The sequence below is a fragment of the Pseudomonas moorei genome (genome assembly GCF_008801475.1).
Lineage (GTDB): Bacteria > Pseudomonadota > Gammaproteobacteria > Pseudomonadales > Pseudomonadaceae > Aquipseudomonas > Aquipseudomonas moorei.
In genome coordinates, this window is record NZ_VZPP01000006.1 from 347,568 (window position 1) to 371,114 (window position 23,547).

Below are 23,547 nucleotides of genomic sequence, written 5' to 3' on the forward strand. Positions count from 1 at the left end.
TCAGTCAGCCTCTTGAAAGCCGGTAAAAGGATTGACGCCGGTGGCCGCAATCGCCGCCCACGCTGTGGCGCCCAAGTGAGGCAGGTGGTAGTAGAAAAAGTCATTGGTGACCGAGTCCGGACCGATGGCCAGTCCGGTACTGATGCGCGGTGCCGGTGTTGCATACAGCCATCCATTGCCCGCCTGTTGCGCCAGCAGCACGCGCCACAACGGCTGCGCCTTGTCGCCCAAGCCACTCAAGCGCGCCACGGCAGCGGCTTGCGCGGTGCCTTCGGTCCACAGGCCATCGGGATCGCGGTTGAAGCCATAGCCCTCGCCGGCACGGTGAGCGTGATCAATGAACGCGAAGACGCGCCGCCAGTCCCTGGGAGGATCTTGTAGCGCTATCAAAGGCCAGATTTGTGCATCGAGCCCGGAACGCTCGCGGTCAGACGTCCGGCCATCAGCACCGGTGCCGATCAGGAAGCGCCCTTCCCGGGCATCCCACTGGCTCGAGACAAACTGCCGGGCAATCTGCGCCTGCGCTGCCGAATCGCTATTGGGGGCCAACGCATCGAGTGCCGACCACGCTGCGGCGAGGTCAACGTTATGTTCGGTGGATTTCCAGTTCTGCTGGATCTGTTTGGAAAAGTACCCGTAGTAACCACCACTGAAACCGGCGGGGGATTGTCCGTCGTAGGTGTGTTTCTGCGACCAGTGCAGGATTTTTCGCGCGGCCTCCAGGTAAGACGCCTCACCGCTTTGTCGATACGCCTCCAGCAGCGCCAGGGCCGCCCACGCCTGATTGCCGGTGGCGCTGCTGACTTGATACGCGTCCTGATTCCAGGCGTTGCGCTCGACACTCCAGTAACCCGGCAATTTCATCGACGGTGAACCCACGGCACCGGCGGCGTAGGCATTGCGCAGGCGCCCGTCCTGATACTCTGGATCGTGCAGCGTCGCGAAGGCCAGTGCATCGGCGATCCGCCGCGCCGATTCAGCCTTGCCGCACGCAAACAAGGCGATGCTGGCCAGCGCGTTGTCGTAGGTGAACGCCACGCCGCGCAAGGCCAGGATCGGCGCAGGATGCCCATCCAGCGGCGGGTAACTGGCCACCAGCACCGGCCCGGCCGGCAGCGCTGTCACGGCTTGATCCAGCGCCGCACAGGTCATTGCCGCCAGTTGCGGCCTCGCCTGAGCCGCCATGGCGGACACCCCGCTGCCGAGCAGCATCAAGCTCAATACCCCGCGTAGAACGACGTTCATGGCCGTGATACCTCGGCACTGGCCCACAAACCCGGATTGCAGGTCATGGCTCGCTGGGCATCGGTCAAGTCCGCGGCAAACGTCCCGACCACGTACACCGAATTCTGCTCGGCATAGGGGAACGGCACGCTGTAGGTGTTGGCGCGAATGTCCGATGTGCTGGACAGCAACTGCACCACGCTGGCCTTGAGGGGCTGATCCAGGCCACGGATTTTCACTGTGAGCACGCTGTCGCGGTCGATCTTGCTGGCCATGCGTTCGGGGAACACCGCAATCACGTAGCTTTGCCCGCAATCGGTGGCGCGCAACAAGGTCGAGCCGGCCTGCACCAGCGTGCCCTGAGGCGCCAGCAACTCCTGGACCGTACCGGGCGAGTATGCGACGACGTCGTAGCCGGCCATCAACTTGACCCGGTTCTGCTCGGTTTCGATCAACTGATTGAGGTTGTCGAGCTCCTGTTGATAGGCCCGGCGGTTGCGTGCCTGGTTCTCCAGACTGAGTTTCAGCGTGGTCATCTGTGCACTGAGATCGAACATGCGCAGTTGATCGGGGTCGAGGTAAACCTGCTTGCTTGCCGCACTGACGTCGCCGTCGGTGATCCGCAATTGCGAACGCACCGATTCCGCCGCGCCTTGCAACGAAGCCAGCTGAGCCTTCGACTGAGCGACCACCGCACTGCTCACTGCCCCCTGGACGAACAACTCGAGATTGCGCTCGACGGTTTCCTGGGCGTCTAACAACCGCGCGCTGGCCGCACTGTTTTCGGCTTTCAGGGCTTTTTGAGTGAAGAGCTGGCGAGTGTGAAACGCGGCCTGGTACTGCTCGCTGGTTTTCTCCAGCTCCTCGTAGTACCGCTGATCGTGCTCGGCCTGACTGGCCGAAGACGACAATTGTTGCTCCAGGGTCAGGCGCCGGGTTTGCAGGGTGAGGAGGGTTTCCTGGTTGGCTCGCGGGTTTTCCACCACCGCGATTTTCTGGCCCTGACTGAAAGTCGTGCCGGGCTTGACCTCCAACGAACTCACCACGCCGTCAATCGGAGTGGTCAGAAGAATCACAGGCGCATTCAAAATCGCCCGAGTCGCCGAGGCGGATACCAGTGGCATCAGCAAAGTCGACAACAGTAACCAGACGACAAATCCAAGGACCCCCAAACCCACCAGGCGTGGCAACAGTGACAATAACTTCGAGCGTTCTTCTGCCATGTTTGACTCTCCCGATAGACCAACCGCATATCAGTCAGGCAATAACAAACCGTGACTGCGAAACACTTTTGGCAGGGTGAGCAAAACGAAATTGTTCTTTGCACGGCAATTAAGCCGACGCCGTTTTATTGGATTTTATGGTGATGTGAGCAGGAATGAGATTCCTGTCTTTTTGGAGAGTTGTTGTACAGCCATAACGAAGCGGCTCAACAGGCCCGTGGCAGAGCGGGCGCTTACATTGGCGACACTAGATTCAGTCCCGAGGGGTGTCAAGCATTTGGATTTAACAAATAAATGACGTCAAATATGTACCACGCAAAGAAATGGATCCATTCAAACGACTCATGTCGATTTGATCGACAACTACTTATTTTCATTGAGAGTTTTTATTTTTAATATTCAAGTGAACTTTTTATCTATTTTTAGATAATTCTGAGTTTTTTATCAGAAAGATTAAAAAGATATAAGTAGCGATGCGATACACAAAAAAAACGCCCCGACCAAGTCGGGGCGTTTTCATGTACCGCTAAGGCTTAGCGCGGGAACGCTGGCGGGTTTACACCGGCCATGTCTTCCATCACGCGAACCACCTGGCAGCTGTAGCCGAACTCGTTGTCGTACCAAACGTACAGTACAACGCGGTTGTCCTGGGTGATGGTCGCTTCAGCATCCACAACGCCTGCGTGGCGCGAGCCGACGAAGTCGGTGGAAACCACTTCCTGCGAGTTGACGTAGTCGATTTGCTTGTGCAGATCAGAGTGCATGGCCATCTGGCGCAGGTACTCGTTGATCTCTTCGCGGGTGGTGGCCTTCTCGAGGTTCAGGTTGAGAATGGCCATCGACACGTTTGGCGTCGGAACGCGGATCGCGTTACCGGTCAGCTTGCCGGCCAGCTCAGGCAGGGCCTTGGCAGCGGCAGTGGCAGCACCGGTCTCGGTGATGACCATGTTCAGCGCGGCGCTACGGCCACGGCGATCGCCCTTGTGGAAGTTGTCGATCAGGTTCTGGTCGTTGGTGTACGAGTGAACCGTTTCAACGTGACCGTTGACGATGCCGAACTTGTCATTCACGGCTTTGAGCACCGGCACGATGGCGTTGGTGGTGCAGGAAGCGGCCGAAATGATCTTGTCGTCAGCAGTGATCTCGGCATGGTTGATGCCGTGAACGATGTTCTTCAGCTTGCCTTTGCCAGGCGCGGTCAGAACTACGCGGTCGATGCCCGGGCAGGCCAGGTGTTGACCCAGGCCATCGGCGTCACGCCATACACCAGTGTTGTCCACCAGCAGCGCGTCTTTGATGCCGTACTGGGTGTAATCCACTTCAGTCGGGTTTTTCGCGTAGATAACCTGGATCAGGTTGCCGTTGGCGGTGATGGTGTTGTTGGCTTCATCAATGGTGATGGTGCCATCGAACGGGCCGTGAACCGAATCACGACGCAGCAGGCTTGCACGCTTGACCAGATCATTCTCGGCGCCCTTGCGGACAACGATGGCGCGCAGACGCAGGCCGTCGCCACCACCGGTTTTCTCGATCAGGATGCGCGCCAGCAGACGGCCAATACGACCGAAGCCGTACAGGACGACGTCGGTGCCTTTGCGAGCGGAAGCGTTTTGCTGACCAACCACGTCAGCCAGTTCTTCGCGGACGAACTGCTCGGCAGTGCGGCCGTTGCCTTCGCTACGGAATTTGAACGCCAACTTGCCCAGGTCTACCGAAGCCGCGCCGAGCTTGAGCTCGCTCATGGCCTTGAGCAGAGGGAATGTTTCGTGGACGGAGAGTTCGCTGTCGTCGGAAGAACGGTGGCGAGCAAAGCGGTGAGCTTTGAGAATCGCGATGACAGACTGGTTGATCAGACTGCGGCCATAGATCGAGCTCACCACGTTGTTATTGCGGTAGAGCTGACCGATAAGCGGAATCATCGCTTCTGCGAGAGCTTCACGGTCGATCCATTCACCAAGACACTGGTCGGGCTTCTGAGTCACGGTAACCTTCCACATGTAGGGGCAGAAAAAAGGGGCTACATTATGCCGCCGAGTGACTCACGTAGCAATGCGCGCTTGTCGTGCGATCCGTAACAATTCTCCGTTCAAAAAAATCACGCCTGGCGCAAACCCAATAAAACCGGGGCTTGCAGCAGAGTCATTTTTTTGGAAGATGCGCCGCGTTGTGCGTAACCCTCCGTAACACTCGTTCGTTTTACCACTACATATTCAATAATTTTTGGTGAAAAACAGGCGTTTTTTGTCTTTACCACTACATTTCGCCAAACCGGCGTAATAGACACAGTCTGCAACTGACAGGCGGCACCCGAGGCCGCTACAATTACCGACTTTGTCGCAACGCTTGGAGCTCAACCTTCCGTGCCCGTTCTGCGTCTACCGCATCTCCCTGCCGCGGCAGGTAAACAGCATTGGGGCAACCTGCCCGGTGCCGCCCTGAGCCTGGCCATCGCCGAGGCCGCCAGCGCGGCCAAGCGCTTTACCCTGCTACTGACCGCCGACAGCCAAAGCGCCGAACGGCTGGAACAGGAGCTGAGTTTCTTCGCCCCGGATTTGCCTGTGCTGCATTTCCCGGACTGGGAAACCCTGCCCTACGACCTGTTCTCGCCGCACCAGGACATCATTTCCCAGCGCATCGCCAGCCTGTATCGACTGCCGGAACTGGTGCACGGCGTGCTGGTGGTACCGATCACCACCGCCCTGCATCGCCTGGCACCGACCAAATTTCTGCTCGGCAGCAGCCTGGTGCTGGACGTCGGCCAGAAGCTCGACGTCGAGCAAATGCGCACCCGTCTCGAAGCCACCGGCTATCGCTACGTCGATACCGTGTACGAGCATGGCGAATTCACGGTGCGCGGCTCGCTGATCGACTTGTTCCCGATGGGCAGCAAGTTGCCATACCGGATCGACTTGTTCGACGACGAAATCGAAACCCTGCGCACCTTCGATCCGGAGAACCAGCGCTCCATCGACAAGGTCGATTCGGTCAAGCTGTTGCCGGCCAAGGAACTCCCGCTGCAGAAAGAAGCCGTGACCCGTTTCAAGGCACGTTTTCGCGAGCGCTTCGACGTCGACTTCCGCCGCTGCCCGATCTTTCAGGATTTGAGCAGCGGGATTACCCCGGCCGGCATCGAGTACTACTTGCCGTTGTTCTTCGAGGAAACCTCAACGCTGTTCGACTACCTGCCCCAGGACACTCAAGTGTTCTCATTGCCAGGCATCGAACAGGCAGCGGAAAACTTCTGGAACGACGTGCGCAATCGCTATGAAGAGCGGCGTGTCGATCCCTCCCGTCCTTTATTGCCACCCGCCGAGTTGTTCCTGCCGGTGGAGGACTGCTTCGCGCGCCTGAAAAACTGGCCACGGGTGGTCGCCAGTCAACAGGACGTGGAATCCGGTGCCGGTCGCGAGCGCTTCCCTGCCCGGGAACTGCCGAACCTGGCCATCGAAGCCAAGGCCACCCAACCGCTGGCGGCGTTGTCCGGTTTTCTCGACGAATTTCCCGGACGCGTACTGTTTACTGCCGAATCCGCAGGCCGGCGCGAAGTGCTGCTGGAACTGCTGGAACGCTTGAAGCTGCGACCCAAGACCGTCGACAGCTGGCCGGACTTCGTGGCGGGCAAGGAGCGCCTGGCGATCACCATCGCGCCGCTGGATGAAGGCCTGCTGCTGGACGATCCGGCCCTGGCCCTGGTGGCCGAAAGCCCGTTGTTCGGGCAGCGCGTGATGCAGCGCCGTCGCCGCGAAAAACGCGCCGACGCCAACAACGATGCGGTGATCAAGAACCTCACCGAACTGCGCGAAGGCGCACCGGTGGTGCATATCGATCACGGGGTCGGTCGCTACCTCGGCCTCGCCACCCTGGAAATCGACAGCCAGACCGCCGAATTTCTTGCCCTGGAATACGCCGAGGGCGCCAAGCTCTACGTGCCGGTGGCCAACCTGCACCTGATCGCCCGCTACACCGGCAGCGACGACGCCTTGGCCCCGCTGCACCGCCTGGGCTCCGAGACCTGGCAGAAAGCCAAGCGCAAGGCCGCCGAACAAGTACGCGACGTCGCAGCCGAACTGCTCGACATCTATGCGCGCCGCGCCGCCCGCGAAGGCTATGCCTTCGCCGACCCGAAAGCCGATTACGCGACTTTCAGCGCCGGCTTCCCGTTCGAAGAAACCCCGGACCAGCAAACCACCATCGAAGCGGTGCGCGAAGACATGCTCGCGCCAAAACCGATGGACCGCCTGGTGTGCGGCGACGTTGGTTTCGGCAAGACCGAAGTGGCGATGCGCGCCGCGTTCATCGCCGTGCATGGCGGCAAGCAAGTAGCGATTCTGGTACCGACCACCCTGCTCGCCCAGCAGCACTACAACAGTTTCCGCGACCGCTTCGCCGACTGGCCGGTGACCGTGGAAGTGATGAGCCGCTTCAAGTCGGCCAAGGAAGTGAATGCTGCGGTGGCGGACCTGGCCGAAGGCAAGATCGACATCGTCATCGGCACGCACAAGTTGCTGCAGGACGACGTCAAAATCAAAAACCTCGGGCTGGTGATCATCGACGAAGAACACCGTTTCGGTGTGCGCCAGAAAGAACAGCTCAAGGCACTGCGCAGCGAAGTCGACATTCTCACCCTGACTGCCACGCCGATTCCGCGCACGCTGAACATGGCGGTGTCGGGCATGCGAGACCTGTCGATCATCGCCACGCCGCCGGCCCGACGCCTGTCCGTGCGGACCTTCGTCATGGAGCAAAACAAGAGCACGGTCAAGGAAGCCCTGCTCCGTGAGCTGCTGCGTGGCGGCCAGGTCTACTACCTGCACAACGACGTGAAGACCATCGAGAAATGCGCCGCCGATCTCGCCGAACTGGTGCCGGAAGCACGGATCGGCATCGGCCACGGGCAGATGCGCGAGCGCGAACTCGAACAGGTGATGAGCGACTTCTACCACAAGCGCTTCAATGTGCTGATCGCCTCGACCATCATCGAGACCGGCATCGACGTGCCGAGCGCCAACACCATCATCATCGAGCGCGCCGACAAATTCGGCCTGGCGCAGCTGCACCAGTTGCGCGGACGGGTTGGACGCAGTCACCACCAGGCTTACGCCTACCTGCTGACACCACCGCGCCAGCAAATCACCCCGGACGCGGAAAAACGCCTGGAAGCGATCGCCAACACCCAGGACCTCGGCGCGGGATTCGTACTCGCCACCAACGACCTGGAAATCCGTGGCGCCGGCGAATTGCTCGGCGATGGTCAGAGCGGGCAGATCCAGGCGGTCGGTTTCACGCTGTACATGGAAATGCTCGAACGTGCGGTGAAGTCGATCCGCAAGGGCGAGCAGCCGAACCTCGACCAACCCCTGGGTGGCGGTCCGGAAGTCAACTTGCGGGTGCCGGCACTGATTCCCGAGGACTATCTGCCGGACGTCCACGCACGCCTGATTCTCTACAAGCGCATCGCCTCGGCCACCGACGAGGAAGGCCTGAAGGACCTGCAAGTGGAGATGATCGATCGCTTCGGCCTGTTGCCAGAGCCGACCAAGAACCTGATGCGCATCACCGCCCTGAAGTTGCAGGCCGAATTGCTGGGCATCAGAAAGGTCGACGGTGGTCCGCAAGATGGTCGCATCGAGTTCGCCGCGCAAACCCCGGTCGACCCGCTGACGCTGATCAAACTGATCCAGAGCCAGCCCAAACGCTACAAATTCGAAGGGGCCACGGTGTTTAAGTTCATGGTCCCGATGGAACGCCCGGAAGAGCGCTTTAATACTGTAGAGGCGCTGCTCGAGCGCCTCATCCCGAAAACTGCTTGAAGGACGCCGCATGCGCCTGTTTCGCTTACTGACCTTGATGATCTCCTTGGTCACTCCCACGGCGTTTGCCGCCGATCTGTATCAGGTTGAAATGATTCTGGTCCGTCAGAACGCTGTGCCGCCCATTGTCAGTCGCGCCGCACCGGAAGACTGGGCCGCCGGCGCGCAGCCCATCAGTCCCGACAGCCTGCGCACACCGAGCCTCAATGGCGAAGTGGCAAAACTCAGTGCCAGTACCGACTACACCGTGTTGCTGCACAAGGCCTGGCAACAAACGCTCGGCGAAGAAGCCACCAAAGTCGCGATCAGCGAGGGCAAGGAACAATTCGGTCAATTCCCGATCGAAGGCACGCTCAACCTGAAACTGGGACGTTTCACCGACGTCGACGCAGACTTCTGGATCAACCAGATCAACGCCGATGGCCTGGTCACCGCCAGTGAACGCCTGAAACAGGAAAGCCACACCAAGAACGGCCAGCTGAACTTCCTCGACAACGGCCACCTTGGCCTGCTGATCAAAATCACCTCGCTGACCATCCCCGCCCCTCGGCCAGCCCCCGAAGAAATTCCGGACTGATTGAGTCCCTATGTCCGCGACCCTGAGCAAACCCCTGGCACCCTCCTGGGTCAGCCGCTTCAAGGAGCAGAGCCTCGAACGCGGCCGCCGCTACGCACTGGAGAATCGCGTCAGGATAGTCGAGGCCGGCGACGCGACCATCATTGCCGCTTGCGAAGGCTCTGGCGGCAACGTTTATCGTCAGACCATTCGCCTGCGTGAGTCAGCCAAAGGCACCTTGCTGATGGTCGATGCCACCTGCTCTTGTCCGGTGCACACCAACTGCAAGCATTGTGCGGCGGTCTTGCTGCAGGTGCAGGAAACACTCGATTACCCCGCCGCCGCCAAGGACGCCGAGCTTCTGGAGAAACTGCAGGCCGTACTGGAAAACCGCAGTCCGAAAGCACCGCCACAAGTCCTGATAGATAACGTGCAACCTATGCCTCGCCTGTGGCTGGCGAGCATCGAGTTCAGTGCCTTCGAGCCACGCAATGGCAAGATGCAGCGCTATATCCAGCATCGCGCGGCGCTGTCCTTCAGCTATCTGGACGAGTACGTTTCCGGGCAGAAAAACGCCGACATCCTGATTCGCCAGGAAACACAGACACTTCGGATAAAGCGTCATCCGGACGTGGAACAGTCCTACCGGGAACAGCTGCGGATCCTCGGTTTCAAAGTCGCCACCCGCCAGAGCAAAGCCCTGCCGGAAAGTGCCGGCGAATTGTTCGAGATGGTCAATGACAGCGCCTGGCTGACCTTCACCCTCAATGAACTGCCGAAGCTGCGCACCCAGGGCTGGGAGCTGCAGATCAACGAAGACTTCGGTTTCGACCTGACCGCCGTGGACGACTGGTACGCCACCGTCGAACAGGCACCGGAACGTGACTGGTTTGATCTGGAGCTGGGCATCATCGTCAATGGCGAGCGGCTGAGCTTGCTGCCGATCCTGTTGAACCTGATGCGTTCCCACACCGAAATCCTCAACCCGGAACGCCTCGCCCGACGGCGCGACGATGAGTTGATCCTGGTGAACATTCCCAACCGGCCGAACTCCGAACAGGGCCCCTTGCAAGTCGCCCTGCCCTTCGGGCGCTTGAAGCCGGTGCTGGCCACCCTTGGCGAGTTCTACCTGCAAGAGCCTGGTGAAACCACACTACGCCTGAGCAAGGCCGACGCCACGCGCCTGAATCCGCTGGAAGACCTGCCGCTGCTATGGGAAGGCGGCGAACAGATTCGCACCTTTGCCCAACGCTTGCGAGACATCAAGGACTACACCACCACGGCACCGGACGGCTTGAATGCGACGCTGCGCCCCTACCAGCTGGAAGGCTTGAGCTGGATGCAGTCATTGCGACAACTGGAAGTCGGCGGGATCCTCGCGGACGACATGGGCCTGGGTAAAACCCTGCAAACTCTGGCGCATGTTCTTACGGAGAAAAACGCCGGACGACTCGACCGACCATGCATGGTGGTAATGCCTACCAGCCTGATCCCCAATTGGCTCGACGAAGCGGCGCATTTCACGCCACAACTCAAAGTGCTGGCGCTGTATGGCGCCAGCCGCAAAAAGCATTTCGACAACCTCGCCGATTACGACCTGATCCTGACCACCTACGCCTTGCTGCCCAAGGATGTCGAACGCCTGGCAGCTCAGCCATTACACATACTGGTACTGGACGAAGCGCAGTACATCAAGAATCCGAACAGCAAGGCGGCCCAGGCAGCGCGCGAACTGAATGCCCGTCAGCGCCTGTGCCTGAGCGGCACGCCACTGGAGAACCACCTGGGTGAACTGTGGTCGCTGTTTCATTTCCTGCTGCCAGGCTGGCTGGGTGACGTCAAAAGCTTCAACAGCGATTACCGCGTACCGATCGAAAAGCGCGCCAGCGAAGTCAGACTTCAGCACCTCAATGGTCGGATCAAACCCTTCCTGTTACGTCGCACCAAGGAACAGGTGGCGACCGAGTTGCCGCCGAAAACCGAGATCATCCACTGGGTCGAGCTCAACGAAGCCCAACGCGACGTTTATGAAACGATGCGCCTGGCCATGGACAAGAAGGTTCGCGACGAGATCACCCGCAAGGGCGTGGCGCGCAGCCAGATCATCATCCTTGAGGCGCTGCTGAAATTGCGGCAAGTGTGCTGCGATTTACGCCTGGTCAACGACGCCACCCTACCGGCGCGTGGCAGCACTTCGGGCAAACTCGACAGCCTGATGGAAATGCTCGAAGAGCTGTTTGAGGAAGGGCGGCGGATTTTGCTGTTCTCGCAATTCACTTCGATGCTGTCGTTGATCGAAGATGAGCTGAACAAACGCGGAGTGGCCTACGCCCTGTTGACCGGACAGACCCGTGATCGACGCACGCCAGTGAAGGACTTCCAGAGCGGCAAACGTCAGATATTTCTGATCAGCTTGAAGGCAGGCGGCGTGGGCCTGAACCTCACGGAAGCAGATACGGTGATTCATTACGATCCGTGGTGGAACCCTGCGACTGAAAATCAGGCGACCGACCGTGCCTATCGCATTGGTCAGGAGAAGCCAGTGTTCGTCTACAAGTTGATCGCGCGCGGCACGGTGGAAGAGAAGATTCAGCATCTGCAAAAAGAAAAATCCGACCTCGCGGCGGGCGTGCTGGATGGACGTCAGGCCGGGGACTGGAAACTGCAGAGCGATGATATCGAGGCGTTGTTCGCGCCGTTGCCGGATAAGCTGGAGAAGCGCTGAGAACGGCGGCGCCCGGTAGAACGCCATCGCGGGCAAGCCCGCTCCCACAGGTTCAGTGGTGTTCACAAAATTTGTGTTCGACGCGAACAGTGTGGGAGCGGGCTTGCCCGCGATGGAAGCGACTCGGTGCCAAGCCTGACTCAGCCCCTGAGCACCCGCGCCAGCGTCGACTTCACCTTGCCCATCCCGTCATGCAACGACTGCTCGATCTCGGCCATGGTGATCACCGCAGTCGACTTGCCTGCCGCCGGATTCACCACCAGCGCCAGACAGGCGTAATCCAGCTCCAGCTCACGAGCCAGGGCCGCTTCCGGCATTCCGGTCATGCCGACGATGTCGCAACCGTCACGCTCCAGGCGCGCGATCTCGGCAACGGTTTCCAGGCGCGGGCCCTGGGTACAGGCATACACGCCATGGCTGCTGTAACCGACGCCTTCAGCGGCCAGCGCCGCGATCAATTGCTGACGCAGCGGTTCGCTGTAGGGATAGCTGAAATCGATGTGCGTGACCTGCTCCAGATCATCGGCAAAGTAAGTGTGCTCGCGACCACTGGTGTAGTCGATCAACTGATGCGGCACGCAAAAATGCCCAGTGCCCATCGCCGCATGAATGCCACCCACCGCGTTCACCGCGAGAATCGCCTCGGCCCCGGCCTGTTTCAGCGCCCAGAGGTTGGCGCGGTAGTTCACCTGATGCGGCGGGAAACGGTGCGGGTGACCATGACGGGCAAGGAACAGCACTTCCTTGCCTGCGTACTCGCCGACCTGCACCTCGGCAGAGGGCGCGCCGTAAGGGGTGTCCACCGCTAATGACTGACGAATGCGCAGATCTTCGAGCTGGGTGAGGCCGGTACCACCGATAATCGCGTAAACCGTCATAACAAACCGCCCTTAATCGATCAATTGAGCTTCTTTGAGCGCGCCGACGGCAACCAGCCAACGCGGATCCTGACGGTATTCTGTGTTCGCAAACGACTGACCGCGCATTCGTGCGATGCGTGCGGACGGCTTGACTTTCAGGCGTTGCGCGGCGCTCAGGGCCAGCTCGGCGGCAGCGCGATCGTTGCACACCAGGCCCATGTCGCAACCGGCGGTCAAGGCCGCTTCAATGCGACTGGCGGCATCACCCACTACGTGGGCGCCGGCCATGGACAGGTCATCGCTGAAGATCACACCGTCGAATTGCAACTCACCGCGCAGAATGTCCTGCAACCAGCGCCGGGAGAAACCGGCAGGCTGGGAATCGACTTGAGGGTAGATGACATGCGCCGGCATGATCGCTGCCAGTTGTTTACTCAGCCTGGCGAACGGCACCAGGTCATTGGCGCGGATCTCGTCGAGACTGCGCTCGTCGTTCGGAATCGCCACGTGGGAATCGGCCTCGGCCCAACCGTGACCGGGAAAATGCTTGCCGGTGGCAGCCATGCCCGCGCTGTTCATGCCACGAATGAACGCACCGGCCAGCAGAGCCGCACGCGCCGGGTCGCCTTCGAACGAACGGGTACCGACCACCGCGCTGCGCTGGTAATCGAGGTCAAGTACCGGTGCGAAACTAAGATCCAGGCCAACAGCCAACACCTCAGTTGCCATGATCCAGCCGCACTGCTCGGCCAGGTACTCAGCATTCGGATTATCGGCAATGGCGCGCATCGCCGGCAGTCGCACGAAGCCCTGGCGCAGACGCTGCACACGCCCGCCTTCCTGATCCACCGCCAGCAACAGATCCGGACGAATGGCACGGATTGCGGCACTCAACTCACGGACCTGACGCGGATGCTCGATGTTGCGAGCGAAAATAATCAGGCCACCCACCTCGGGTTGGCGCAGCAATTGGCGATCTTCGGCCGTCAGCCAGGTACCGGCGACGTCCACCATCAACGAGCCTTGCAGGCCAGCAGTCATAGAGATTCCTTGATAACGAAAAATCCGGCTCGCACGAATTCGCCGCCATGGGCAGTGCCCGGCAGATCGGCGATATCGATAGGGAACGGATTCAGAACGAGAGTCGGCATGGGCGGCTAGCTTAGCGGATGTCAGCTGCCGCGCCCACCCGTGCGGGGTTAAACCTTGGCGGCAACCGCGGTCGACTTGCTACGCGGACGCAATTGAGCGCTGGCCATGGCCGTGTCGGTGACACCGGACTCGGCACGCATGCCCGCAGCCAGGAACGGCACCATCAGTCGCATGACTTGCTCAATGGAGGTATTCACCCCGAAGTCGGTTTCGGCAATGGCGCGCAAGGCCTTGATGCCGGACATGCTGAACGCAGCGGCGCCCAGCATGAAGTGCACACGCCAGAACAGTTCGATCGGCGGAATCCGTGGCGCGGCTTCGTTGACCAGCATCATGTAGCGGCGAAACACCTTGCCGTACATGTCTTCCAGATAACGACGCAAATGCCCCTGGCTCTGACTGAAAGCCAGACCCAGCAAACGCATGAAGATAGAAAGATCGTTGCCACTGCGCGGCTGGACCACCAGGGCCTGCTCGACGAGGATTTCCAGCAATTCCTCAAGTGTCGCCTTGTACTCCGGCTTGGCCTGACGACGCTCCAGCTCTTTGTCGAGACTGATGCAGAACGGCCCGAGAAACCGGGAGAAGACAGCCTGGATCAGTGCTTTTTTCGACCCGAAGTGGTAGTTCACCGCCGCCAGATTGACACCGGCCTTGCTGGTTATCAGACGCAACGAGGTTTCGGCGAAACCTTTTTCCGCGAACAACTGCTCGGCAGCATCAAGAATGCGTTCTACGGTTTCCGACTGGGCCATGACTACTCCGCCTGACAAACACTTGTTTGAAACATACGTTTCAGCCTGAGTATTGTCAAGTCTGGCAGTTCAATTTGGGAATGGTCAGTCAGACATTTAACCATACAACCGCAAAGCTTCAATCAGAAGGCTGATCGACCGTCTGGCGGCAGGCAAAAAAAGGGGCATTGCCAAGACCGTTTCACTGTATATAATCCCAGTCACTGTATAAAAAGACAGAGCGATCATTATGCTAAAGCTGACGCCACGCCAAGCAGAGATTCTGGCCTTCATCAAACGCTGCCTAGAAGACAACGGCTACCCGCCAACCCGCGCGGAAATCGCTCAGGAATTGGGTTTCAAATCACCCAATGCGGCAGAAGAACACCTCAAGGCGCTGGCCCGCAAGGGTGCCATCGAGATGACGCCCGGCGCCTCTCGCGGGATTCGCATTCCCGGTTTCGAGGCCAAGGCCGACGATTCCAGCCTGCCGATCATTGGCCGCGTTGCCGCTGGCGCGCCGATCCTCGCTCAACAGCACGTCGAGGAATCCTGCAACATTAATCCTTCGTTTTTCCATCCTCGCGCCGACTACCTCCTGCGGGTACATGGCATGAGCATGAAAGACGTCGGTATCTTCGATGGCGACCTGCTGGCGGTGCACACCACCCGTGAAGCCCGCAACGGCCAGATCGTGGTCGCTCGGATCGGCGACGAAGTGACCGTCAAGCGCTTCAAGCGTGACGGCAGCAAAGTCTGGCTGATCGCCGAAAACCCTGACTTCGCCCCTATCGAAGTAAACCTTAAAGATCAGGAACTGGTGATCGAAGGCTTGAGTGTCGGCGTCATTCGCCGCTAAAGGAGGCTTTATGCAGTTCCCACACACATCACAGCAAGCCCAACTGCCGTTGTTCGAGGCGTTCATGGCGCAGCCATTGGCGCCAATTCTGAAGGAAGTGGTCGAGTCGCCATGGAGCGCGGAACCCGAGGTCTTCAGTGAGTTGTCTCTGCGTGGTGCCGCCGGAAACTGCCTGAACCTTCTGGCACCAATCCTCAGGGAATTGAGCCAGGATCAGGATGCGCGCTGGCTGACGCTGATCGCCCCGCCCGCCAGTCTGACCCAGGCTTGGCTACGGGACGCCGGCCTCAATCGCGAACGTATTCTGTTGTTGCAGCCGCGCGGCACTCAGAGCGCTCAGCAACTGACCTGCGAAGCCCTTCGCCTGGGTCGAAGCCACACGGTTGTCAGCTGGCTCAATCCGCTGACCGCGAACTCGCGGCAACAGTTGATCAGCGCAGCCCGGACCGGGGACGCTCAAAGCCTGAATATTCGATTGGGTTGACTGACACATACTGCGCCTTGACCGGCGCAGGGCTTCTCCAGGGACAGAGAAGCTGATCTACAACTGGATACTGAAAATCCGACGGGCGGGATCAATGAAGGACCCGCGAGCCCTCTTCCTTATCGAACTCGCCTTCAACCAGGCGTCCTGCCATCTGCACACCAACGCTCAACATCGCCTTGGCGACTTCCACGTGCTGGCCTTGAAGGAACGCTTTGGCGTCCTCGGAGAAATCCAAAGTCACCAGAGAACCCTCGTCCTCAGCCCTGCGCAGCTCAATACGGCCGTCTGGTAACTCGACAATTTCTAGAAAGGACGTTGGCATAAAGGTCTGTTCTCCACGAAAGGCGGGGATTATATAGGCATCGGCCACACTCCGCTCGGGATCTTGACCAGATGTCATTGCACGGAGTTATCTTTTAGCAGTCGTCCTTGGGGCGGATAGCCTTTAAAGGTATCCACCAGTCGCTCAATTTCTCAGCACTCGTTCAAGCCATCACGAAAACGGATCGCCAGACTTTTAAGGTTCTGTCGCCAGCTCTCCAGCTCGTCGCGGCTCAACTCCTCAGGCACCTCTTCTTCATCCAGATTCACGGCCAGAATCAACGGCTGCGTCACGTCGCCCTTGGGTTTGTGCGGTGCGCGGGGTGGCTGGAACAATGCTTTATGAGCCGCCAGCAACTTGGCCAGCCAGGTTTCCGGGTTGTTGGCCAGTTCGATCATCTCGGCCAGCTCAGGAATGGCGATGGTTTCCAGGACTTCGCGAGTCAGCAACGTTTCGGCCCGTGATGCATTGGCCTGAGGCAAGCGATAGAAGCCAGCGATCTCGTGACACAACCCCAACAGCGCACCGTACAGGTGAAACAACGTCGACTCACGACCAGCCTGAATCAGCGCCAGAGAGTTCATTGCCCGCCCCTCTTCAGCTTTGGCGAGCGCCTCCAGGGACAGTCCGGCGAAATAAATCTTTTGATTGGTACGGGTATAGAGCTCGTGGGCCATGGCGGCAGTCTCCACAACGAAATAATTGCATCACGCAGGTCATGCAGGAGCGAGCTCGCGATGGTCGTCAACGATGACGCGGGCCTTCAGAATGCCCGCGCTACTCTCACGCTCATCGCGAACGCGCTCACTCCTGCAAGGTATTGCGATTTTACGCCTTCGCAGCCGGTCGCTTGTCCTCGACCTTCCACTTGCCACCGTCGTAGAACGCCTTCCAGCCAGTCGGCTTGCCGTCGACTTCTGTCTGCACGTACTGCTCTTTGGTCTTGCGGCTGTAACGGATCACTGCCGGGAGGCCGTCCGGATCTTTCTTCGGCGCTTCGCAGAGGAAATGATACTTCGGATCGATCTCATCCTTGTGCGGAATGATCTCCATGACCAATGGCGCACGAGTCTCACGGTTTTTCGGGAACTGGCTCGCCGCCAGGAACAGACCGGATGCACCGTCGCGCAGGATGTAGGTGTCGTTGACCTTTTCGCATTTCAGCTCAGGCATCTTCACCGGATCCATCTTTGGCGGCGCCGCATCACCACTCTTCAGCAGTTTGCGAGTGTTCTTGCACGTCGGGTTGGTGCAACCGAAGAACTTGCCGAAACGACCGGTCTTGAGTTGCATCTCGCTGCCGCACTTGTCGCACTCCAGGCTAGGACCTTCGTAGCCCTTGATGCGATAGTTGCCCTCTTCGATTTCGTAGCCATCGCAATCCGGGTTGTTACCGCAGATGTGCAGCTTGCGCTTCTCGTCGAGCAGATAAGCGTCCATCGCCGTACTGCAGATCGGGCAGCGATGCTTGCCGCGCAATACCAGGGATTCCGACTCACCCTCGTCGTCCGCAGCGATTTCATCGCCGGGCACCAGGTTGACGGTCGCCTTGCAGCGTTCTTTCGGTGGCAGGCTGTAGCCCGAGCAACCGAGGAATACTCCGGTCGATGCGGTACGAATCTGCATTGGGCGACCGCAGGTCGTGCACGGAATATCGGTCATCACCGGCTGGTTCGCCCGCATGCCGTTTTCCGCGCCTTCGGCCACTTCGAGTTTTTTCTTGAAGTCGCCGTAGAACTCGTCGAGCACGTTTTTCCAGTCGCGCTCGCCCTGGGCCACGTCATCGAGGTTCTCCTCCATGCCGGCAGTAAAGCCGTAGTCCATCAAGTTGGAGAAGCTTTCGGCCAGACGCTCGGTGACGATGTCACCCATCTTTTCCGAATAAAAACGACGGTTGTGCAGCGCCACGTAACCGCGGTCCTGGATGGTCGAAATGATCGCCGCATAGGTCGAAGGACGACCGATGCCGCGTTTTTCCATTTCCTTTACCAGGCTGGCTTCCGAGTAACGCGCTGGCGGCTTGGTGAAGTGCTGGGTCGGATCAAGCTTGATCAGCTTCATCGCGTCGCCCTGGGCCATGTCCGGCAGCACGTCATCATCACCTGGCTTGGCGATTTGCGGCATGACGCGGGTGTAACCGTCGAACTTGAGGATACGGCCCTTGGCGCGCAGCTCGAAGTCACCGGCGCCGACAGTGACCGTGGTCGACAGGTATTGGGCCGGCAGCATCTGGCAGGCGAGGAACTGGCGCCAGATCAGCTCGTAGAGGCGCTCGGCATCACGCTCCATGCCAGAGAGCTTGCTTGGCTCGGTGTTGGCGTCGGACGGACGAATCGCTTCGTGAGCCTCTTGGGCGCCTTCCTTGCTGCTATAGACGTTCGGTGTTTCCGGCAGGTACTTCTTGCCGAACTCGCCTTCAATATAAGTACGCGCCATCGCCACGGCGTCTGCCGAGAGGTTGGTGGAGTCGGTACGCATATACGTGATGTAGCCGGCTTCATACAGACGCTGGGCCATCATCATGGTTTTCTTCACGCCGAAGCCCAGGCGGTTGCTCGCGGCCTGCTGCAGGGTGGAAGTGATGAACGGGGCCGATGGCTTGCTGCTGGTCGGCTTGTCTTCGCGCTTGACGATGCTGTAGCTGGAAGCCTTGAGCTTCTCCAGCGCGGCCATGGCCTGGGCTTCGTTGAGCGGCTTGAAGGCTTCGCCCTTTTCGCGAGCGACGTCGAAACGCACGGTTGCACCCTTGGCGGTGCCGAGGTCAGCGTGAACCTCCCAATATTCTTCCGGAATGAACGCACGGATCTCACGCTCACGCTCGACCACCAGTTTCACGGCAACCGACTGCACACGACCGGCGGACAGGCCACGGGCAATCTTGGCCCACAGCAGCGGCGATACCATGTAACCCACCACGCGGTCGAGGAAACGACGCGCCTGCTGGGCGTTCACACGATCGATGTCCAGCTCGCCCGGCTGGGAAAAGGCTTCCTGAATCGCCTTCTTGGTAATTTCGTTGAACACCACGCGCTTGTAGCGGCTGTCGTCACCACCGATGGCTTCGCGCAGGTGCCAGGCAATGGCTTCCCCCTCGCGATCCAAGTCGGTTGCGAGGTAGATGGTGTCAGCATCCTTGGCGAGCCGGCGCAGCTCTTCGATGACCTTTTCCTTGCCTGGGAGGATCTCGTACTTGGCTTTCCAGCCATGATCGGGATCGACCCCCATGCGAGCGACCAGCTGCTTGCGCGCCTTTTCTTTCGGCGACAGTGCCGGCGCTTCACCCGCAACAGCCTTGCCGCGCTTGGCGGCTGGCTCTTTGCTGGCGCTAGCCGAACCGCTGGTGGGCAGGTCTCGGATATGGCCGATACTCGACTTCACCACGTATTGGTTACCCAGATACTTGTTGATGGTCTTGGCCTTAGCCGGGGATTCCACAATGACCAGCGATTTGCCCATGGATCAGAAAATTCCTGAATTCTAGAAGTGAAAGGCGTTGGCGCCTGACGCGGCACCGCTATATATAGTGGCTACAAGGTGAGGTCAAGCGCAGGGTTTTGCGCGCACTCAGCTTATGGCTTGGAAAAAACACTCGGTTCGGCTTGCACCAAAGCAAAGCGTGGCACCTGCTCGCCGTCAACTTCGACCGACTCCAGGAACATGCTCAAGGGACGCACCCAAAAGCCGTAATCGCCATACAGGGCTTGGTAGAAGACCACTTCTTCTTCGGTTTCCGAGTGCCGTGCAACACTGAATACACGGTACTGCGGACCTTTGTAATGTTGGTAGAGCCCAGGTTGTATCGGCATGCTTCGGCCCTCACTCAAATCTTTTCAAAATAAAAATAAAAATAAATCCGGAAAAACAAAAACCGGGGCACTTGGCCCCGGCTTCCGTCGACGAAACGCTTAAACGCGTTCGAAGACGGTGGAGATGCCTTGGCCGAGACCAATGCACATGGTCGCTACCCCGAAGGTACCGCCATTTTGCTTCATCACATTGAGCAAAGTGCCGGAGATACGCGCACCGGAGCAACCGAATGGGTGACCCAGGGCGATCGCGCCGCCGTGCAGGTTAACCTTCTCGTTCATCTTGTCGAGCACTTTCAGATCTTTCAGCACCGGCAGGGCCTGTGCGGCGAAAGCTTCGTTGAGCTCGAAGAAGTCGATATCGTTGATGCCAAGGCCCGCGCGCTTCAGTGCTTTCTGTGTGGCCGGTACTGGACCATAGCCCATGATCGCCGGGTCCACACCTGCCACTGCCATCGAACGAATCACCGCCATGGGCTGGATGCCCAGGTCCTGCGCACGCTGCGCCGACATCACGATCATGCACGAAGCACCATCGGTGATCTGCGACGAAGTACCCGCGGTCACGGTACCGCCCTTTGGATTGAAGGCGGGCTTGAGGGCCGCCAGGCTTTCCAGGGTGGTTTCCGGACGAATGGTTTCGTCGTAGTCGAACAGTTTCAGGAAACCGTTCTCGTCGTAGCCCTGCATCGGGATGATTTCGTCTTTGAACTTGCCTTCCACCGTCGCCTTGTGGGCGAGTTGGTGGGAGCGCAGGCCGAAAGCATCTTGCTGCTCGCGAGTGATGCCGTGCATTTTGCCCAGCATTTCAGCGGTCAGGCCCATCATGCCCGAGGCTTTCGCCGCGTACAGGGACATGTGCGGGTTCGGATCGACACCGTGCATCATGCTCACGTGACCCATATGCTCGACGCCGCCAACGACGAATACGTCACCATTGCCGGTCATGATCGCTTGCGCGGCAGTGTGCAGCGCACTCATCGACGAGCCACACAGACGGCTGACCGTCTGACCGGCCGAGGTGTGCGGGATCTGGGTCATCAGCGACGCCATGCGGGCGATGTTCCAGCCCTGTTCCAGGGTCTGGTTTACACAGCCCCAGATCACGTCTTCGACTTCGCTCGGGTCGACCTTGACGTTGCGTTCCAGCAGTTTGCTGATCAGGTGCGCCGACATGTCTTCGGCGCGGGTATTGCGGTGCATGCCGCCCTTGGAGCGGCCCATCGGAGTACGACCGAAGTCGACAATCACGACGTCTCTAGGATTCAAGCTCATAAGTTCACTCTCACTCTAGTTGGGGGCGCTTAACCGAAGAAGCTCTGGCCGTTTTTGGCCATTTCGCGCAGCTTCGCGGTCGGGTGGTACAGCGCGCCCAAATCAGCGTACTGGTCAGCCAGGGCAACGAACTCTGCAACACCGATCGAGTCGATGTAGCGCAGCGCACCGCCACGGAATGGAGGGAAACCAATACCGTAGACCAGACCCATGTCGGCTTCGGCAGCGGTTTCAACAATGCCGTCTTCCAGGCAACGCACGGTTTCCAGGCACAGCGGGATCATCATCCAGTTGATGATGTCTTCGTCAGTGACTTCGCGCTGTTCAAACACGATTGGCTTGAGCACTTCCAGGACCGACGGATCGGCCACCTTCTTCTGCTTGCCCTTCTTGTCGGTCTCGTAGGCGTAGAAGCCCTTGCCGTTCTTCTGGCCCAGGCGCTTGGCTTCGTAAAGCACGTCAACGGCCGAACGACGGTCGTCTTTCATGCGATCAGGGAAACCTTCGGCCATCACGTCACGGCCGTGGTGGCCGGTGTCGATGCCGACCACGTCCATCAGGTAGGCCGGGCCCATGGGCCAGCCGAATTTTTCCATCACCTTGTCGATACGGACGAAGTCCACACCGGCGCTGACCAGCTTGGCGAAACCGCCGAAGTACGGGAACAGAACGCGGTTGACCAGGAAGCCCGGGCAGTCGTTGACCACAATCGGGTTCTTGCCCATTTTCTTGGCGTAGGCAACGGTGGTGGCAACGGCCAGCTCGCTGGACTTCTCGCCACGGATCACTTCGACCAGCGGCATCATGTGCACCGGATTGAAGAAGTGCATGCCGACGAAGTTTTCCGGACGCTTGAGGGCCTTGGCCAACAGGCTGATGGAAATGGTCGAGGTGTTCGAGGCGAGGATGGTGTCCTCTTTGACCTGGTCTTCGACTTCGGCCAGAACGGCTTGCTTGACCTTCGGGTTCTCGACGACCGCTTCAACCACCAGGTCAACGTGACCGAAGTCACCGTAGGACAGGGTCGGACGAATGCAGTTGAGCACTTCAGCCATTTTCGCGGCGGTCATGCGGCCTTTCTCAACGCGGCCCACCAGCAGCTTGGCAGCTTCGGCCAGCCCCTGCTCGATACCGTGCTCGTTGATGTCCTTCATCAGGATCGGCGTGCCTTTGGAAGCCGACTGATAGGCGATACCGCCACCCATGATGCCGGCGCCGAGAACGGCAGCCTGCTTCACGTCCTTGGCGATTTCGTCGTAGGCCTTGGCCTTTTTCTTCAGCTCCTGATCATTCAGGAACAGGCCGATCAAGCTCTGCGCAGCAGAGGTCTTGGCCAGCTTCACGAAACCGGCGGCTTCGACTTCCAGCGCCTTGTCGCGACCGAAGTTCGCGGCTTTCTGGATGGTCTTGATCGCTTCGACCGGCGCCGGGTAGTTCGGGCCAGCCTGACCGGCCACGAAACCTTTGGCGGTTTCGAAAGCCATCATTTGCTCGATCGCGTTCAGCTTCAGTTTTTCCAGCTTCGGCTGACGCTTGGCCTTGTAATCGAACTCGCCGGAAATAGCGCGCTTGATCAGTTCCAGCGCAGCTTCCTGCAGCTTTTCAGGAGCCACCACGGCATCGACGGCGCCGACTTTCAGCGCGTCTTCCGGGCGGTTTTCCTTGCCGGCGGCAATCCATTCGATGGCGTTGTCGGCACCGATCAGGCGCGGCAGACGCACGGTACCGCCGAAGCCCGGGTAGATACCCAGCTTGACTTCCGGCAGACCGATCTTGGCCTTGGTGGACATGACGCGGTAGTCCGCTGCCAGACACATTTCCAGACCGCCACCCAGAGCGATGCCATTGATCGCGGCGACTGTCGGGACGTTGAGGTCTTCGAAATCGCTGAAAATCTTGTTGGCTTCGAGGTTGCCAGCAACAAGCTCTGCATCCGGCAGCTTGAAGTTGTCGACAAATTCGGTGATGTCGGCGCCGACGATGAAGACGTCCTTGCCACTGCTGACGATCACACCCTTGATCGAAGCATCTGCCTTGATGGTGTCTACGGCCTGACGCAGTTCGTTCAGGGTTAGACGGTTGAACTTGTTGACGGACTCACCCTTGAGGTCGAACTTCAGTTCGACGATGCCACTTTCAAGAGCCTTAACCGTGATGGCTTTACCTTCGTAAATCATCAACTGATCTCCACGATATGGAAGCTGAACAGTACACGTCGGACGCAGGCGAATGGCTCGGCAGGGACGTTAAACGTCGATGCTACGCCGATTCACCCGACACACCCGCCAACGCGATAGTCGGGATTCTGTAGGAGCGGTCTGAAATACAAACGCTCAATTCATACGCCCGTTTGATTTGGGTACGTCACCTTCACGGAATTTCCGACAATTGTCAATCGCCCGAAACAGGGGTTGAAACGCGACTTTCCGGTCATTTCCGTACTGCGAAGACCTTCAACACGCCAAGGCATGTGAAGTCATTCATAGGATCAATCATTAGAAAAGTCGCCCTAAT

At 59.1% G+C, this 23,547-nt stretch carries 17 protein-coding genes; 5 read left to right on the top strand and 12 right to left on the bottom strand.

Annotated features, from left to right (window positions below):
- From F7R06_RS14075 to F7R06_RS14085, 3 genes are all read right to left on the bottom strand, one after another.
- Positions 1–1,245, bottom strand: a complete 1,245-nt coding sequence (locus F7R06_RS14075; RefSeq protein WP_090318573.1) for a hypothetical protein — start codon at positions 1,243–1,245, stop codon at positions 1–3.
- Positions 1,242–2,447: an HlyD family secretion protein gene (locus F7R06_RS14080; RefSeq protein ID WP_090318570.1), complete on the bottom strand. Its 1,206-nt coding sequence runs from the start codon at positions 2,445–2,447 to the stop codon at positions 1,242–1,244. Before F7R06_RS14080 ends, F7R06_RS14075 begins: the two co-directional genes overlap by 4 nt.
- A gap of 533 nt (positions 2,448–2,980) precedes the next feature.
- Positions 2,981–4,444, bottom strand: a complete 1,464-nt coding sequence (locus F7R06_RS14085; protein ID WP_090318567.1) for a glyceraldehyde-3-phosphate dehydrogenase — start codon at positions 4,442–4,444, stop codon at positions 2,981–2,983.
- Between the two features lie 363 nt (positions 4,445–4,807).
- Here F7R06_RS14085 and mfd point away from each other — a divergent pair, with 363 nt between their 5' ends.
- Genes mfd through F7R06_RS14100 form a run of 3 tightly spaced genes read left to right on the top strand, consistent with a single transcriptional unit; the run spans position 4,808 to position 11,538 of the window.
- A complete protein-coding gene (gene mfd / locus F7R06_RS14090; RefSeq protein ID WP_090318564.1) occupies positions 4,808–8,257 on the top strand; it encodes a transcription-repair coupling factor in 3,450 nt (1,149 codons plus the stop codon).
- A 10-nt stretch (positions 8,258–8,267) separates the two neighbouring features.
- Positions 8,268–8,834 carry a CsiV family protein gene (locus F7R06_RS14095; protein WP_090318560.1) on the top strand — a complete coding sequence of 189 codons (567 nt, stop codon included), beginning with the start codon at positions 8,268–8,270 and terminating at the stop codon, positions 8,832–8,834.
- 10 nt (positions 8,835–8,844) lie between these two features.
- Positions 8,845–11,538, top strand: a complete 2,694-nt coding sequence (locus F7R06_RS14100; RefSeq protein WP_090318557.1) for a DEAD/DEAH box helicase — start codon at positions 8,845–8,847, stop codon at positions 11,536–11,538.
- Positions 11,539–11,678: 140 nt separating this feature from the next.
- Here the strand turns inward: F7R06_RS14100 and F7R06_RS14105 are convergent, their stop codons facing one another.
- The 3 genes from F7R06_RS14105 to F7R06_RS14115 all read right to left on the bottom strand — a co-directional run bounded on the left by F7R06_RS14105 (position 11,679) and on the right by F7R06_RS14115 (position 14,305).
- Entirely contained in the window at positions 11,679–12,416 is a 738-nt protein-coding gene (locus F7R06_RS14105; protein ID WP_090318554.1) for an S-methyl-5'-thioinosine phosphorylase, read from the bottom strand.
- A gap of 12 nt (positions 12,417–12,428) precedes the next feature.
- Entirely contained in the window at positions 12,429–13,427 is a 999-nt protein-coding gene (gene nagZ / locus F7R06_RS14110) for a beta-N-acetylhexosaminidase (protein ID WP_174552493.1), read from the bottom strand.
- A gap of 170 nt (positions 13,428–13,597) precedes the next feature.
- Positions 13,598–14,305, bottom strand: a complete 708-nt coding sequence (locus tag F7R06_RS14115; protein WP_090318550.1) for a TetR/AcrR family transcriptional regulator — start codon at positions 14,303–14,305, stop codon at positions 13,598–13,600.
- Between the two features lie 229 nt (positions 14,306–14,534).
- On the opposite strand from F7R06_RS14115, the gene lexA reads away from it, so the two are divergent.
- Complete coding sequence (lexA, locus tag F7R06_RS14120) at positions 14,535–15,143, top strand: transcriptional repressor LexA (RefSeq protein ID WP_090318547.1); 609 nt, start codon at positions 14,535–14,537, stop codon at positions 15,141–15,143.
- A 10-nt stretch (positions 15,144–15,153) separates the two neighbouring features.
- Positions 15,154–15,627, top strand: a complete 474-nt coding sequence (gene sulA, locus F7R06_RS14125; RefSeq protein WP_090318543.1) for an SOS-induced cell division inhibitor SulA — start codon at positions 15,154–15,156, stop codon at positions 15,625–15,627.
- Positions 15,628–15,718: 91 nt separating this feature from the next.
- On the opposite strand, the gene F7R06_RS14130 is transcribed toward sulA, so the two are convergent.
- From F7R06_RS14130 to fadB, 6 genes are all read right to left on the bottom strand, one after another.
- A complete protein-coding gene (locus F7R06_RS14130) occupies positions 15,719–15,952 on the bottom strand; it encodes a hypothetical protein (protein ID WP_046041430.1) in 234 nt (77 codons plus the stop codon).
- A gap of 152 nt (positions 15,953–16,104) precedes the next feature.
- Positions 16,105–16,629, bottom strand: a complete 525-nt coding sequence (locus F7R06_RS14135; RefSeq protein WP_090318540.1) for a DUF6586 family protein — start codon at positions 16,627–16,629, stop codon at positions 16,105–16,107.
- Positions 16,630–16,780: 151 nt separating this feature from the next.
- Complete coding sequence (gene topA / locus F7R06_RS14140; RefSeq protein WP_090318536.1) at positions 16,781–19,408, bottom strand: type I DNA topoisomerase; 2,628 nt, start codon at positions 19,406–19,408, stop codon at positions 16,781–16,783.
- A 113-nt stretch (positions 19,409–19,521) separates the two neighbouring features.
- Entirely contained in the window at positions 19,522–19,758 is a 237-nt protein-coding gene (locus F7R06_RS14145) for a DUF1653 domain-containing protein (protein ID WP_034147901.1), read from the bottom strand.
- A gap of 99 nt (positions 19,759–19,857) precedes the next feature.
- Positions 19,858–21,033, bottom strand: coding sequence for an acetyl-CoA C-acyltransferase FadA (gene fadA / locus F7R06_RS14150; protein ID WP_090318533.1), 1,176 nt, complete (start codon positions 21,031–21,033; stop codon positions 19,858–19,860).
- 29 nt (positions 21,034–21,062) lie between these two features.
- Positions 21,063–23,210, bottom strand: coding sequence for a fatty acid oxidation complex subunit alpha FadB (fadB, locus tag F7R06_RS14155; protein ID WP_090318530.1), 2,148 nt, complete (start codon positions 23,208–23,210; stop codon positions 21,063–21,065).
- Between the last annotated feature and the right edge of the window lie 337 nt (positions 23,211–23,547).

Bases quoted from the DNA above. Each gene is read 5' to 3' on its own strand.
- sulA (WP_090318543.1), top strand. From the start codon at position 15,154: ATGCAGTTCCCACACACATCACAGCAAGCCCAACTGCCGTTGTTCGAG.
- topA (WP_090318536.1), bottom strand. From the start codon at position 19,408: ATGGGCAAATCGCTGGTCATTGTGGAATCCCCGGCTAAGGCCAAGACC.
- F7R06_RS14115 (WP_090318550.1), bottom strand. From the start codon at position 14,305: ATGGCCCAGTCGGAAACCGTAGAACGCATTCTTGATGCTGCCGAGCAG.
- F7R06_RS14100 (WP_090318557.1), top strand. From the start codon at position 8,845: ATGTCCGCGACCCTGAGCAAACCCCTGGCACCCTCCTGGGTCAGCCGC.
- fadB (WP_090318530.1), bottom strand. From the start codon at position 23,210: ATGATTTACGAAGGTAAAGCCATCACGGTTAAGGCTCTTGAAAGTGGC.
- F7R06_RS14085 (WP_090318567.1), bottom strand. From the start codon at position 4,444: ATGTGGAAGGTTACCGTGACTCAGAAGCCCGACCAGTGTCTTGGTGAA.
- F7R06_RS14130 (WP_046041430.1), bottom strand. From the start codon at position 15,952: ATGCCAACGTCCTTTCTAGAAATTGTCGAGTTACCAGACGGCCGTATT.
- F7R06_RS14095 (WP_090318560.1), top strand. From the start codon at position 8,268: ATGCGCCTGTTTCGCTTACTGACCTTGATGATCTCCTTGGTCACTCCC.
- F7R06_RS14135 (WP_090318540.1), bottom strand. From the start codon at position 16,629: ATGGCCCACGAGCTCTATACCCGTACCAATCAAAAGATTTATTTCGCC.
- F7R06_RS14075 (WP_090318573.1), bottom strand. From the start codon at position 1,245: ATGAACGTCGTTCTACGCGGGGTATTGAGCTTGATGCTGCTCGGCAGC.
- F7R06_RS14105 (WP_090318554.1), bottom strand. From the start codon at position 12,416: ATGACGGTTTACGCGATTATCGGTGGTACCGGCCTCACCCAGCTCGAA.
- F7R06_RS14080 (WP_090318570.1), bottom strand. From the start codon at position 2,447: ATGGCAGAAGAACGCTCGAAGTTATTGTCACTGTTGCCACGCCTGGTG.
- fadA (WP_090318533.1), bottom strand. From the start codon at position 21,033: ATGAGCTTGAATCCTAGAGACGTCGTGATTGTCGACTTCGGTCGTACT.
- F7R06_RS14145 (WP_034147901.1), bottom strand. From the start codon at position 19,758: ATGCCGATACAACCTGGGCTCTACCAACATTACAAAGGTCCGCAGTAC.
- lexA (WP_090318547.1), top strand. From the start codon at position 14,535: ATGCTAAAGCTGACGCCACGCCAAGCAGAGATTCTGGCCTTCATCAAA.